The organism is Streptomyces chartreusis NRRL 3882, from assembly GCF_900236475.1.
Classification (GTDB): Bacteria; Actinomycetota; Actinomycetes; order Streptomycetales; family Streptomycetaceae; genus Streptomyces; species Streptomyces chartreusis_D.
Genome location: NZ_LT963352.1, coordinates 1,378,446 through 1,390,997, shown reverse-complemented (window position 1 = coordinate 1,390,997; position 12,552 = coordinate 1,378,446). Strand labels below are relative to the sequence as shown.

General features: G+C 72.5%; 13 protein-coding genes and 1 pseudogene. 10 read left to right on the top strand and 4 right to left on the bottom strand.

Annotated features, from left to right (window positions below; translation table 11 throughout):
- Positions 1-62: 62 nt before the first annotated feature.
- The 4 genes and pseudogenes from SCNRRL3882_RS06280 to SCNRRL3882_RS41635 form a co-directional block, all read left to right on the top strand.
- Complete coding sequence (locus SCNRRL3882_RS06280; protein ID WP_010043117.1) at positions 63-461, top strand: 6-pyruvoyl trahydropterin synthase family protein; 399 nt, start codon at positions 63-65, stop codon at positions 459-461.
- Positions 458-1,663 (top strand): glycosyltransferase family 4 protein, encoded by a 1,206-nt coding sequence (locus SCNRRL3882_RS06275; protein WP_010043116.1) that lies wholly within the window; start codon positions 458-460, stop codon positions 1,661-1,663. Before SCNRRL3882_RS06280 ends, SCNRRL3882_RS06275 begins: the two co-directional genes overlap by 4 nt.
- The gene (locus SCNRRL3882_RS06270) at positions 1,660-2,628 is read left to right on the top strand and encodes a class I SAM-dependent methyltransferase (protein ID WP_010043113.1); all 969 of its coding nucleotides are present in this window, start codon (positions 1,660-1,662) and stop codon (positions 2,626-2,628) included. Before SCNRRL3882_RS06275 ends, SCNRRL3882_RS06270 begins: the two co-directional genes overlap by 4 nt.
- Positions 2,625-3,707, top strand: a pseudogene (locus SCNRRL3882_RS41635) (lysylphosphatidylglycerol synthase transmembrane domain-containing protein); the annotation flags it as partial. The gene SCNRRL3882_RS06270 and the pseudogene SCNRRL3882_RS41635, both read left to right, overlap by 4 nt.
- Positions 3,708-3,862: 155 nt before the next feature.
- Here SCNRRL3882_RS41635 and SCNRRL3882_RS06260 read toward each other — a convergent pair.
- Complete coding sequence (locus SCNRRL3882_RS06260) at positions 3,863-4,591, bottom strand: creatininase family protein (protein ID WP_010043112.1); 729 nt, start codon at positions 4,589-4,591, stop codon at positions 3,863-3,865.
- A 41-nt stretch (positions 4,592-4,632) separates the two neighbouring features.
- On the opposite strand from SCNRRL3882_RS06260, the gene ribA reads away from it, so the two are divergent.
- From ribA to SCNRRL3882_RS06245, 3 genes are all read left to right on the top strand, one after another.
- Positions 4,633-5,292, top strand: coding sequence for a GTP cyclohydrolase II (gene ribA / locus SCNRRL3882_RS06255; protein ID WP_029181391.1), 660 nt, complete (start codon positions 4,633-4,635; stop codon positions 5,290-5,292).
- Between the two features lie 152 nt (positions 5,293-5,444).
- Entirely contained in the window at positions 5,445-6,506 is a 1,062-nt protein-coding gene (locus SCNRRL3882_RS06250; protein WP_010043110.1) for a saccharopine dehydrogenase, read from the top strand.
- Positions 6,496-7,653, top strand: coding sequence for a saccharopine dehydrogenase family protein (locus tag SCNRRL3882_RS06245; RefSeq protein ID WP_010043108.1), 1,158 nt, complete (start codon positions 6,496-6,498; stop codon positions 7,651-7,653). Before SCNRRL3882_RS06250 ends, SCNRRL3882_RS06245 begins: the two co-directional genes overlap by 11 nt.
- 6 nt (positions 7,654-7,659) lie before the next feature.
- On the opposite strand, the gene SCNRRL3882_RS06240 is transcribed toward SCNRRL3882_RS06245, so the two are convergent.
- Positions 7,660-8,892 carry a serine hydrolase domain-containing protein gene (locus SCNRRL3882_RS06240; protein ID WP_010043106.1) on the bottom strand — a complete coding sequence of 411 codons (1,233 nt, stop codon included), beginning with the start codon at positions 8,890-8,892 and terminating at the stop codon, positions 7,660-7,662.
- Positions 8,893-9,038: 146 nt separating this feature from the next.
- Between SCNRRL3882_RS06240 and SCNRRL3882_RS06235 the strand changes: the two genes are divergently transcribed.
- From SCNRRL3882_RS06235 to SCNRRL3882_RS06225, 3 genes are all read left to right on the top strand, one after another.
- Positions 9,039-9,332 (top strand): ArsR/SmtB family transcription factor, encoded by a 294-nt coding sequence (locus SCNRRL3882_RS06235; RefSeq protein ID WP_010043104.1) that lies wholly within the window; start codon positions 9,039-9,041, stop codon positions 9,330-9,332.
- Positions 9,329-9,718 carry a VOC family protein gene (locus SCNRRL3882_RS06230; RefSeq protein WP_010043103.1) on the top strand — a complete coding sequence of 130 codons (390 nt, stop codon included), beginning with the start codon at positions 9,329-9,331 and terminating at the stop codon, positions 9,716-9,718. The genes SCNRRL3882_RS06235 and SCNRRL3882_RS06230 overlap by 4 nt, the downstream gene beginning before the upstream one ends.
- 104 nt (positions 9,719-9,822) lie before the next feature.
- Positions 9,823-10,233, top strand: a complete 411-nt coding sequence (locus SCNRRL3882_RS06225) for a VOC family protein (protein ID WP_010043098.1) — start codon at positions 9,823-9,825, stop codon at positions 10,231-10,233.
- A 73-nt stretch (positions 10,234-10,306) separates the two neighbouring features.
- Here SCNRRL3882_RS06225 and SCNRRL3882_RS06220 read toward each other — a convergent pair whose 3' ends face one another.
- A complete protein-coding gene (locus SCNRRL3882_RS06220) occupies positions 10,307-11,668 on the bottom strand; it encodes an MFS transporter (RefSeq protein WP_010043095.1) in 1,362 nt (453 codons plus the stop codon).
- Positions 11,669-11,845: 177 nt separating this feature from the next.
- Positions 11,846-12,517, bottom strand: a complete 672-nt coding sequence (locus tag SCNRRL3882_RS06215; protein WP_010043091.1) for a TetR/AcrR family transcriptional regulator — start codon at positions 12,515-12,517, stop codon at positions 11,846-11,848.
- Positions 12,518-12,552 lie beyond the last annotated feature (35 nt).

Below are 12,552 nucleotides of genomic sequence, written 5' to 3'. Positions count from 1 at the left end.
TACTCGGCATCCCCGGCAGCCATAGCGGGGGAGCAGACGCGCCGCACCTGGAGGGTCGTCCGTTGTTCAGCATCACCGTCCGCGATCACATCATGATCGCCCACAGCTTCCGTGGCGAAGTCTTCGGACCGGCCCAGCGCCTGCACGGGGCCACGTTCCTCGTGGACGCCACGTTCCGGCGCGAACAGCTGGACGAGGACAACATCGTCGTCGACATCGGTCTGGCGACCCAGGAACTCGGGGCGGTGGTCAGCGAGCTGAACTACCGCAACCTCGACAACGAGCCCGACTTCGCCGGTGTCAACACGTCCACGGAGTTCCTCGCCAAGGTCATCGCCGACCGGCTCGCCGAGCGCATCCACAAGGGCGCGCTGGGCGAGGGCGCCAAGGGCATCGCGGGCCTGACCGTCACGCTGCACGAGTCGCACATCGCCTGGGCGAGTTACGAGCGTGCGCTGTGACCGACACGACGATCGAACGGCCCGAGCAGACCGGACCGGCACCGGCGCGGCTGAACTACGTTCCCGTGCAGCACGCCGTCCTGAAGAACGCCGAGATCATCCCCATGTCCCTGCGCACCGTGCACTTCGTGCTGCCGGGCGGCGTCGACGACCCGACGACGCCGAGCGGCGGCAACGCCTACGACCGGCGCGTGTGCCTGGACCTGCCCGGCTTCGGCTGGCAGGTGACCAAGCACGCCGTGGCCGGTGACTGGCCCCGGCCGGCGGCGGCGGCCCGTACGGAACTCGCCCGCGCCCTGAGCGGCCTGCCCGACGGCGCCGTCGTCCTGCTCGACGGGCTGGTCGCCTGCGGCGTCCCGGAGATCGTCGTGCCGGAGGCGGAACGATTGCGCATGGCCGTTCTCGTCCACCTCCCGCTCGGCGACGAGACCGGGCTCGACCCGGCCGTGGCCGCCGAACTCGACGCCAGGGAACGGGCGGTGCTGCGGGCGGTACCGGCGGTGGTCGCCACCAGCGACTGGGCCGTCCGCCGGCTGGTCGCCCACCACGGCCTTCCCCCCGAGCGGGTGCACGTCGCGGCCCCCGGTGCCGACATCGCGCCGCTCGCGCCCGGCACCGACGGTGTCTCACGGCTGCTGTGCGTGGCCGCCGTGACCCCGCGCAAGGGACAGCACCGGCTGGTGGAGGCGCTGGCCACGGTGACCGACCTGCCGTGGAGCTGTGTGTGCGTCGGCAGTCTCACCCAGGACCCGGAGTACGTCGCCCATCTGCGGTCCCTCATCGCCGAGCACGGCCTTCAGGACCGGCTGGAGCTGGCGGGCCCGCAGTCCGGCGCCGCACTCGACGCCAGTTACGCCACCGCCGACCTGATGGTCCTCACCTCCTACGCCGAGACGTACGGCATGGCCGTGACCGAGGCACTGGCGCGCGGCATCCCGGTCATGGCCACGGACGTCGGCGGGCTCCCCGAGGCGGTCGGCCGCGCCCCCGACGGTGGCGTGCCCGGCATCCTCGTCCCGCCGGAGAACTCCGCCGCCATCGCCGCGGAGCTGCGCTGCTGGTTCGGCGAGGCGGACGTACGCCGTCGCCTCAAGGCCGCAGCCCGCGGCCGCCGCGCCGCCCTCGGCGGCTGGGCGACGACCGCACAGAGCCTGGCGGCCGTGCTGCGCCGGCTCCCGACCGACCCCCGGAGGGCCGCATGACGAACCCGGCGACGACCCACCAGAGCGGGACGATCCCGGCCCGGCCGGTGGACACCGTGATCCCGGGTGCCGGTCCCAGCGGGCATCCCGGTGTGCGGCCCACCGTGAAGTTGCGTGAGGCCGACCCGGACGACCCGCCCCGTTACGCGCCCGAGTGGCTGCAGTTGCGGGAGCCGGCCGATGCCGCCGCGCGGGCGCACGATCTGCTCGACCCGCTGCGCATCCGGCTCGCCAACCTGCCGGGCAAGTCCGGCGGTGTCGTCATCCACGACCTCGGGTGCGGTACCGGCTCGATGGGCCGCTGGCTCGCCCCCTGCCTGGACGGCCCGCAGCACTGGATCCTGCACGACCGCGACCCGTATCTGCTGCACTTCGCCGCCGTCGCCTCCCCGCGCTCGGCGGCCGACGGCAGCCGGGTCACCGTGGAGACGCGGCGCGGTGACGTCGCCCGCCTCACCCCGGACGCCCTGCACGGCGCGTCCCTGGTGACGGCGTCCGCACTGCTGGACGTCCTCACCCGCGAGGAGGTCGAGACCCTCGCCGCCGCCTGCGCCGGAGCCGGCTGCCCCGCCCTGCTCACTCTCTCCGTCGCAGGCCGGGTGGAACTGACGCCGTCCCATCCGCTGGACTCGGAGATCGCCCAGGCGTTCAACGACCACCAGCGCCGCGACGGTCTGCTCGGTCCGGACGCGGTGGCGGCGGCGACCGAGGCCTTCTCCGAGCACGGCGCGACGGTACGGCTGCTTCCGAGCCCCTGGCGGCTCGGCCCCGAGCAGGCCGCGCTCACCGAGCAGTGGCTGCGCGGCTGGGTCGGCGCCGCCGTCGAGCAGCGCCCCGACCTGCGCGCCCGCGCCGACGCCTATCTGGCCGAACGCCTGGCCGACTGCGCCGCGGGCCGGTTGCGCGTCACCGTCCACCACACCGACCTCCTGGCCCTGAGCCGCCCGGCGGGCGGAGCGTCATGAGCCCGCAGGCGACGGGAACGACGGCGGTGCCCCGGGGCGCGCTGACGGCGGTGTGGGAGCGGCCGACGTTCGTCGACGCCCAGCGGTTGCCGGACACCGGCGGCGACCCGGGCCCGTCCGGCGGGTCAGCCGGCCCCGGCGCGGACACGATCGGCTCCGATGCCCTGTGCGCCGACGCCCCGGAGCCTGCACACCCGCGCGGCGGCGATGCCGCCGCCTCGTCGCCCCGTCGCCCGATCCGTACCGCCCTCGCCCGCCTCGGCTCCCCCAAGGTCCGTACGCATCTCGGCACCCTCGCCGGCGTCCTCATCCTCGGCATACTGCTCTGGCGGCTCGGCACCGGCGTCTTCCTGGACGGGCTGGGCCGGATCGACACCGCGTCGGTGCTGCTCGCGCTCGGGATCGGACTCGTCACCACCGTGTTCAGCGCGTGGCGCTGGGCGCTCGTGGCACGGAGCCTCAGGATCCGGCTGCCCTTCGGGCCGGCCGTCGCCGACTACTACCGGGCGCTGTTCCTGAACGCGGCGCTGCCCGGCGGTGTGCTCGGCGACGTGCACCGGGCGGTACGGCACGGGCAGAGCGAGGGGGATGTGCGGCGGGGCGTGAAGGCCGTCGTCCTCGAACGGGCCGCCGGACAGATCGCATTGTGCGCCGTGGGGGCCGTGGTCCTGCTGACCATGCCGTCCCCGGTGCTGGCCCAGGCCCGGCACATCGCCCCGCTCGCGGCCCTGGCCGCACTCGGCGCAGTCGCCGTCGTCCTCGCCGTGCGCATGAACCGGGCGGCGCCCTCCAGCCGGGGCCGGGCGCTGCGCACCGTACTCGCCGAGGCCCGCGAGGGGTTGCTGTCCCGCTGCAACGGGCCCGGGGTCGTCGTCTCCTCCGTGGTCGTCCTGGCCGGCTACGTCGCCATGTTCGTCCTCGCCGCCCGCGTCGCCGGAGCCGCCGCCTCCGTGGCCGTGCTGGTGCCGCTCGCGGTACTCGCGCTGCTGGCCATGGGCCTGCCGCTGAACGTCGGCGGCTGGGGACCGAGGGAGGGCGTCACGGCCTGGGCGTTCGGCGCCGCGGGCCTGGGCGCCGGCCGGGGACTCGCCGTCGCGGTCGTCTACGGGGTGCTCAGCCTCGTGGCCAGCCTGCCCGGCCTGATCGTGCTCGTCGCCCGCTGGTACGCGGGCCTGCGTGCCGGGCCCCGGTCCGCTTCACCGGCCCCTGGACCCGGCCCCGCCACCGTGTCCGGCTACGCGTCGGAGGTCAGCAGCGAGAAATACGCCCCGAAGGAATCCGCCAGGCTCGCCAGGAGTTCCTTCCCTTTTTCCGCCGAACCCAGCGAAGGACGGCCGATGACACCGGAATCGGTATAGCCGGACATGCCGAGTGTGAGCAGATGACGCCGGTCGTCAGCGACGAAATCGGACGTCTCATAACCGGGTCGGAGCATTTCGGGATGAGCGTGCAGAAGGATGGAGGTCTCTATTTCCCCCGCGTGCATGTCGGTGAGCAGCGAGGCGACCACACCCGCCCGCTCGCGCGCCGCCTCCCAGTCCTCCGGGGCCGGGAACAGTGCCATCCGCTCGCCGCGGGCGGAGGATTCCTGAACGACGTTGCCCAGTACGTAGTTTCCGCCGTGCCCGTTGACCACCACCAGGGCGTCGACGCCGGACCGGCTCAGCGAAGCCGCTATGTCCCGTACCACCGCATGAAGGGTCACCGAGGAGATGCTCACGGTCCCCGGCCAGGCCGCGTGCTCGTGCGAGCAGGAGATCGTCACCGGAGGAAGGAGGTGCACCGGGTACGCGCCGGCTATCTCCCGCGCGACGGCACAGGCGACGAGCGTGTCGGTCGCCAGCGGAAGATACGGACCGTGCTGCTCGAAGCTCCCCACGGGAAGCACCGCGACCTGCCGTGAGACACCGGCGCCCCGCGTCCGTACGTCTTCCGTGGTGTCCGCCGGCACCAGATCACTCATCACGTCACGGCCTTTCGTCTCTGCTTAGGAACTCGAGAATCATGACAGAAAAAATTGGCATACTCGGCAAGAAGTCACCGCAGCGGACCGGCGTGGAACGCGTTGTGAATGCGCCCTTGCCCACCGTCTACGGGAAATTCCAGGCGGTCGGCTACCTCGACCACGACCGCGGTGACGAACAAGTGGCGCTGGTCTACGGCGACCTCGGCACGGACGACGTGCTCATCCGGCTGCATTCGGAGTGCCTGACCGGCGACGCCTTCGGCTCCCAGCACTGCGAGTGCGGCGACCAGCTCGACGCCGCCCTGCGCGCGGTCGTCGCCGAGGGCGCCGGTGTCGTCGTCTACCTCAGAGGGCATGAAGGCCGCGGCATCGGCCTGCTCGCCAAGCTGCGCGCGATGGCCCTCCAGGCGGAGGGCCTGGACACCGTCGAGGCCAACCTCGCCCTCGGCCTGCCGGTGGACGCCCGCGACTACGGGGTGGCCGCCCGGATCCTGGAGGACCTGGGCGTCAAGTCCGTCCGCCTGATGTCCAACAACCCGCGCAAGCGCGAGGCGCTGGTGGACCACGGCATCGAGGTCGCCGAGCAGGTGCCGCTGCTGATCCCGCCGTGCGAGAACAACATCACCTACCTGCGGACCAAGCGGGAGCGCCTCGACCACCACCTGCCCCACCTCGACGCGGTGGTCAGCTCCTCCTGAGAGGCCGGGGCGGGTTCGGGTGTCCCGCGACGTGACCTGGGCGCAGTCGTACGCGACCCGCGGACGGGCCGCGTACGCTTCGTGGACGTCCGCCCCTTGAGCGTCGGCCCTCAGTCAGCGGCCGACGCCTCACGTCCGGAGGCCCACCTGGTATGACCGAGCTCCATCTGTGGCTGCGCCACGAGGCCCGAACGACCGAGCGACGCACACCGGTCGTGCCCGACGACGCCCGGCGGCTCGTCGAGAACGGAGTGGCACTGACCGTCGAGGACTCCCCGCAGCGGGTCTACCCGATCGAGGAGTACGAGGCGGCCGGCTGCCGCGTCGCCCCCGCGGGCTCCTGGGTGTCGGCCCCGCGGGACGCCGTCGTGCTGGGCCTGAAGGAACTGCCCGAGGAACCGGCCGAGCTGACGCACCGGCACATCTTCTTCGGCCACGCCTACAAGGGCCAGCCCGGGGCGGCCGGCCTGCTGCGCCGGTTCGCCGCCGGGGGCGGGGCGCTGTTCGACCTGGAGTACCTGGTCGACGACAGCGGGCGGCGCCTCGCCGCGTTCGGGTTCTGGGCCGGCTACCTGGGCGCGGCCCTCGCGGTGCTCCAGCACCGGGGCCGGTTGCGGGCACCTCTGACGCCCACGACGAAGGAGGCACTGGACGAGACGCTGCAGCCCGGGGCGGCCGACGCCGGGTTCACCGGCCTGGTCATCGGTGCCCTGGGCCGCAGCGGCCGCGGTGCCCGCGCCGCCTTCGCCACCGCCGGGGTCGACCCGACCTGCTGGGACCTCGCCGAGACCCGGGACCTGGACCGCCGTGCCCTGCTGGGCCACGACGTGATGGTCAACGCGGTGCTCGCCACCACCCCCGTCCCGCCCTTCCTCCGCGAGCAGGACCTCGACACCCCGGACCGCCGCCTGCGCACCCTGTGCGACGTGACGTGCGACGTGGGCTCCCCGCTCAACGTCCTTCCGGTGTACGACGAGACCACCGACTGGGACGAGCCCGTCCGCCGGCTGTGCGAGGAACCCCCGCTCGACCTGATCGCCATCGACAACCTGCCCTCCCTGCTGCCGCTGGAGTCCAGTGCCGACTTCTCGGCCGCCCTCCTGCCCCACCTGCTCGACTTCGGCGTCACCGGGCCCTGGGGACGCTGTCTGGACCGGTTCCGTCGGGCATACCGTGAACACGGCCTCGAAGAGGGGGAGATCCTTGACCACTGACCTGGTACCCGCGAGCGGCACCGTCCACTGGATCGGCGCCGGCCTGTCCACGGGCAGCGGCCTGGCCGCGCTGTGCGACACCGCCGAGCGCGTACGGCTCTGGCACCGCACCGAGAGCCGCGCGGCCGACGCCCTGGACCGGCTGGGCCTCGCCGGACGGGCCGAGCCCCGCGCGTACACGCTGCCCGCCCTCGCCGCCGAACTGGCGCCCGGCGACGTCGTGGTGTCCATGCTGCCCGCGCCGGAGCACGCGCCGCTGCTCGGCGAGTGCGTCCGGCTCGGGGCGCACTTCGCCTGCTCCAGCTACGTGTCCCAGGCGGTCCTCGAGCAGGTGCCCGCCGCCGAGAAGGCCGGGGTCGTCGTCCTCACCGAGGCCGGGCTGGACCCGGGCATCGACCACCTCTTCGCCCACGCCCTCGTCGCCCGGGCCCGGGAGGCGATCGGCGACGAGACACCCGCCTCGTACACCCTCACGTCGTACTGCGGTGGCGTCCCGGCCGTCCCGAACGACTTCACGTACCGCTTCAGCTGGGCACCGGCCGGTGTCCTCAACGCCCTGCGCTCCCCGGCCCGTTACATCGAGGGCGGCGCCGAGACGGTCGCCGACCGCCCGTGGGAGGCGACCCGGCGGCACGTCCTCGACGGGGAGACCTTCGAGGTCTACCCCAACCGCGACAGCGTCCCCTTCGTCGAGCAGTACGGACTGCCGGACGCCTGGGCACCGCGCACCTTCGTACGCGGCACCCTGCGACTGGAGGGCTGGCTGCGCGCCTGGGACGGCGTCTTCGAGGAGCTGAAGAGGGGCGACGACGCGCGGATCACCGCCCTGGCCCAGGAGCTGGCCGCCGCCTACCCCACCACGGACGACGACCGCGACCGGGTCGTCCTCGCCGTGTCGCTGGACGTCCGGGCCGAGACCGGGCGGTCCTGGGCGGGCGGATACCTCCTGGACCTGGTGGGCGACGAGCGGGAGAGCGCGATGGCCCGCTGCGTCTCGCGCACACTCGCCCTGGGCGTCCGCCACGTCCTGGCCGGCTCGCTGCCGCCGGGCCTGAACCGGGCCGCCGAGACGGCGGCCCGGTCCGGACAGTGGCTGCGGGAACTCGCCCGGGACGGCGTCGAGTTCACGCTCCGCGTCGACCAGTAGCGGGGGTCAGTCCGACACGGCCTCGTGGACGAACCTCTTGAGGTCGCGGAACACCGTGTGGGAGGACCTGGGCCGCACCTGCGTCATGAACTGCACCGTCAGGTCACGGCCCGGGTCCACCCAGAACGTCGTCGTGGCCACCCCGCTCCAGCCGTAGGCGCCGAGCCCGGAGGGCGCCTGGGTGCGGGACGGGTCGATCACCACGGAGACGCTGAGCCCGAAGCCGACCCCCTCGTTTCCGGGCTCGTCGTGGGCCGGGCGGCTGCCGAAGGCGCGCAGATCGGCGCCGCCGGGCAGGTGGTTGCGGGTCATGAGGTCCACTGTCCCGGGGGCGAGCAGCCGGACGCCGTCGAGCTCGCCCCGGCGGCGCAGCAACTCCATGAAGCGGTGGTAGTCATGGGCGGAGGCCACCATGCCGCCGCTGCCGGACAGGAACCGCGGCCGGCCTCCGCGCAGCGGCAGCCCGGGGATCCGCTCGATGCCGCCGCCCTCCTTCTCCCCGTACATCTCGGAGAGCCGGGGCGCCTGCTCGTCCGTGACGTGGAACCCCGCGTCCGTCATGCCGAGCGGGCCGAAGATCCGCTCGGCGCAGAACACGTCGAGCGGCTGCCCCGACACGACCTCGATGACCCGGCCCAGGACGTTGCTCGCAACCGAATAGTTCCACTGCGTGCCCGGCTCGAACTGCAACGGCAGGCCGGCGTACACCTCGATTGTCTCGGCCAGGTCCGCGCCCGGGGGCACCGACGACTCCAGACCGGCCTCGCGGTACAGGGCGTCCACCGGGTGGGTGTGGTAGAAGCCGAAGGTCAGGCCCGAGGTGTGGGTCATCAGGTGGCGGACGAGTATCGGGCCGGTGGCCGGGCGGGTTCGGACGTCGGCCCCGGAGCCGCCGACGTAGACGCGGGGGTCGGCGAAGGCCGGCAGGTGGTCGGCGACCGGGTCGTCCAGCGACAGCCGGCCTTCCTCGACCAGCAGCAGCGCGGCGACCGCGGTGACCGGCTTCGTCATGGAGTAGACACGCCACAGCGTGTCCGGCTCGACGGGCCGCCCGGCCGCGATGTCGCGCAGGCCGTGCGTCGTGAGGTGGGCGACGCGTCCGGCGCGGGCGACGGACACGAGGAAGCCCGGCAACCTGCCCTCGTCGACGAGACCGGCGAAGTGCCGGTCCATGCGGGCCAGCGCCCCCGGATCCAGCCCGGCCGCACCCGGGTCGACCTCTTGTCGCAGCTGTGCCATCACTCGTCCTCCGTCGCGCTCGTCGAGGTGAGATCCGGCATACCCCGACCGGTCCGCCTCAGACCTCATCCTCGTGCAGGAACCATTCGTGATCGCGCGGCGCACCGGCCTTGATAGGCAAGTGGCTACTTGCCTATCGTTGGGTCATGGCGGAGGATGTCTTCAAGGCGCTGGCCGACCCCACCCGTCGGCGCATCCTGGACGAGCTGGCCGAGCGGGACGGCCAGAGCCTGTTCGAGATCTGTACGCGGCTGGTGACCAAGCACGGTCTGGGGCTGTCGCGCCAGGCGGTGAGCCAGCATCTGGCCGTCCTGGAATCGGCGGGTCTGGTCGTGTCCCGGCGTGAGGGCCGCTACAAGTTCCACGACCTGAACACCACACCCCTTGAGCGCGTCATGACCCGCTGGCTCAAGCCCGACGCACCGGAGGACAACTCATGAGGATCCACATCACCAGCGTCTTCGTCGACGACCAGGACAAGGCCATGCGCTTCTACACCGACGTGCTGGGCTTCGTGAAGAAGCACGACGTCCCCGTGGGCGCGGACCGGTGGCTGACCGTGGTCTCGCCGGAGGACCCCGACGGGACGGAACTCCTCCTCGAACCGTCAGGCCATCCCGCGGTGCAGCCGTACAAGACGGCGCTCGTGGAGGACGGCATCCCGGCCGCGTCCTTCGCCGTGGACGACGTGCGGGCCGAGTTCGAGCGGCTGCGCGGGCTCGGGGTCCGGTTCATCCAGGAGCCGCTGGAGATGGGCAGCATCACCACGGCGGTGCTGGACGACACCTGCGGCAACCTGATCCAGCTCGTGCACGCCAAGGCCTAGTCTCCGGGACCCAGGGCCGATGGCCGATGTCACGCGGCGGCCGGCTCCCTAGGCTGCGAGGCGCATCGCCGTCGTAGACCAGGACGCCACGAGAAGAGGTCGCCATGCCCGTGAACGGTCGCAGCCACATCAGGATCGCCCGCCCCTCCAAGGACCTCTCGGCGGCCGAGCGGTTCTGGCGCGAGGGACTCGGGCTCAGCGTCGTGTGGCGGTCGGAGGGCGGATCCGGACCGGGCCACCACGACCTGCTGATGCTCGGCTGGCCCGACGCCGACTGGCATCTGGAGCTCGTGCACGAGCCCGCCCGGCCGGTGGAGCCCCGCCCCACCGAGGAGGATCTGCTGGTCGTCTACGCCGACGACCCGGTCCCGGACGATCTGGTCGCCCGCTTGGAGCAGCACGGCGGCAAGCGGGTCGCATCCCCCAACCCCTACTGGAACGAGTGGGGCGTCACCATCGAGGACCCCGACGGCTATCGCCTGGTGCTGTGCCGCCGGGCCTGGTCCAACAGCTGAACGACCGGCCCCCCGCACCCGGCCGACCACCCGCCGCCGGGCCCCCGAAGGACCCGGCAGGGGGTGGTCCGGCTCAGGCGGCCGTCACCTTCTCCGGCTCCGCGGTCGCCCGCGCCGGGCGTTCCCCCAGCGCCTGGGTCGGGACCCGGTGCGTCTCGCGAGCCGACAGCGCGGCGATGACCGGCGGCACGCACAGGGCCGCAGTGAACAGGGCCACCGCCGACCAGTCGTCGCCGCCCGGCCCCGCGATCCGCGCGGCGAACGTCACCGCGAAGCCGGCCGCCGCGAAGCCGATCTGCGTGCCGATGGCCACGCCGGACAGCCGGACCCGGGTCGTGAACATCTCGCCGTAGAAGGCGGGCCACACACCGTTCGCGGCGCTGTAGACCACGCCGAAACAGAGGATGCCCAGCAGGAACGTCAGCAGGTACGAGCCGGTGGAGACGGCCCACAGGTAAAGGAACATCGTCACCGCGCTGCCGACCGCGCCGATCAGATACACCGGGCGGCGGCCGATCCGGTCGGAGAGGGTGGCCCACAGCGGGATCGCGGCGAGCGCGACGACGTTGGCCAGGGCCCCCACCCACAGCATGGCGGTGCGCGACATGCCGACCGCGTCGCTCGTGGCGTACGCCAGCGCCCACACCGTGAAGATGGTGCTGACCGAGGCGATGAGCGCGCCCGCGATCACCCGCAGCACGTCCGCCCAGTGCTCGCGCAGCAGCACCACCAGCGGCAGTTTTACGACGCCCGCCCGGGCGGCCTGCTGGGCGAAGGCCGGGGTCTCGTCCAGCTTGCGCCGGATGACCCAGCCGACGACGGCGACCACGACGCTCAGCCAGAACGGCACCCGCCAGCCCCAGGACAGCAGCTGCTCCTCGGGCAGCGCGGAGACCGGCAGGAAGACCAGCGTGGCCAGCAACTGGCCGCCCTGCGTGCCGCTGAGGGTGAAGCTGGTGAAGAAGCCGCGCCGGTCCGGCGGTGCGTGTTCCAGCGTCATGGAGTTGGCGCTGGCCTGTTCGCCCGCCGCCGAGATGCCCTGGAGAACCCGGCACAGCACCAGCAGGACCGGGGCGAGCGTGCCGACCTGGTCCCGGCTCGGCAGACAGCCGATCAGGAACGTCGACAGGCCCATCAGCATCAGCGTGAAGACCATGATCTTCTTGCGGCCGAGCTTGTCGCCGAAGTGCCCGAGCACCAGCGCGCCGACCGGGCGGGCGGCGTACGCGACGCCGAACGTGGCCAGCGACAGCAGGGTCGCGGTGGCCGGGTCGGACTCGTCGAAGAACACCGCGGGGAAGATCAGCGCGGCGGCGCTGCCGTAGATGAAGAAGTCGTAGTACTCCAGCGCGCTGCCGATCCAGGCGGCGGTCGCGGCTTTCCTGGGCTGACCGGGCGGGGCTGCGGCCCCTCGGGGCATGGCGGGGACGGACACGGCGGCTCCTTTGAGGGCTCCACCCTAGGCGGAGTGGACAGAAGGACGAGCGAAGGGGGACGTGCCGGATCGCGGCTAATTAACCCACTGGATAGTTAGTAGGGGTTGGCTAGGGATGCTGCGCCGGTGGGCCGCCGGTGTCAAGGGGTCGTGCGCCAGGTGTCCGGTGCCGGACGCTCAGTCCGCCGCGCGCTCCGCCGTCAGATACGCGATCACCATGTCGCCCAGCATCGTGCGGTAGTGCGCGCGCTGCGCCGGGTCGACCAGGTCACGGCCGAACAGCGCGCCGAAGGTGTGCCGGTTGGAGACCCGGAAGAAGCAGAAGGAGGAGATCATCGCGTGCAGGTCGACGGCGTCGACGTCCGCCGTGAACAGCCCTGACCTGCGGCCTTCCTCCAGGATGCGGCGGATCACGTCCAGGGCGGGGGAGCCGATCCTCCCGAGCATCTCGGAGGCGGCGATGTGCTGGGCCTCGTGGATGTTCTCGATGCTGACCAGGCGGATGAAGTCCGGGTGCTGCTCGTGGTGGTCGAAGGTCACCTCGGCCAGGCGCCGGATGGCCGCCACCGGGTCGAGATGCTCGACGTCGAGCTCCTGCTCGGCCTCGCGGATCACGCCGTAGGCCCGCTCCAGCACGGCCGTGAACAGCTGTTCCTTGCCGCCGAAGTAGTAGTAGATCATCCGCTTCGTGGTGCGGGTGCGGGCGGCGATCTCGTCCACCCGGGCACCGTCGTAGCCGGCCCGGGCGAACTCCTGTGTGGCGACGTCGAGGATCTCGGCCTGGGTGCGGGCGGCGTCACGGATGCGCTCGCGCTCGCCGGGGCGTGCCGGTTCTTCGACGCTGGTCATCAGGTTCCTTCGGGCGGAGGGGCCGGTGCCGGTGA

What these genes read in the sequence shown, in the direction of transcription:
- SCNRRL3882_RS06270 (WP_010043113.1), top strand. Translation starts at nt 1,660, where the DNA reads ATGACGAACCCGGCGACGACCCACCAGAGCGGGACGATCCCGGCCCGG.
- SCNRRL3882_RS06260 (WP_010043112.1), bottom strand. Translation starts at nt 4,591, where the DNA reads ATGAGTGATCTGGTGCCGGCGGACACCACGGAAGACGTACGGACGCGG.
- ribA (WP_029181391.1), top strand. Translation starts at nt 4,633, where the DNA reads ATGACAGAAAAAATTGGCATACTCGGCAAGAAGTCACCGCAGCGGACC.
- SCNRRL3882_RS06250 (WP_010043110.1), top strand. Translation starts at nt 5,445, where the DNA reads ATGACCGAGCTCCATCTGTGGCTGCGCCACGAGGCCCGAACGACCGAG.
- SCNRRL3882_RS06240 (WP_010043106.1), bottom strand. Translation starts at nt 8,892, where the DNA reads ATGGCACAGCTGCGACAAGAGGTCGACCCGGGTGCGGCCGGGCTGGAT.
- SCNRRL3882_RS06235 (WP_010043104.1), top strand. Translation starts at nt 9,039, where the DNA reads ATGGCGGAGGATGTCTTCAAGGCGCTGGCCGACCCCACCCGTCGGCGC.
- SCNRRL3882_RS06230 (WP_010043103.1), top strand. Translation starts at nt 9,329, where the DNA reads ATGAGGATCCACATCACCAGCGTCTTCGTCGACGACCAGGACAAGGCC.
- SCNRRL3882_RS06225 (WP_010043098.1), top strand. Translation starts at nt 9,823, where the DNA reads ATGCCCGTGAACGGTCGCAGCCACATCAGGATCGCCCGCCCCTCCAAG.
- SCNRRL3882_RS06215 (WP_010043091.1), bottom strand. Translation starts at nt 12,517, where the DNA reads ATGACCAGCGTCGAAGAACCGGCACGCCCCGGCGAGCGCGAGCGCATC.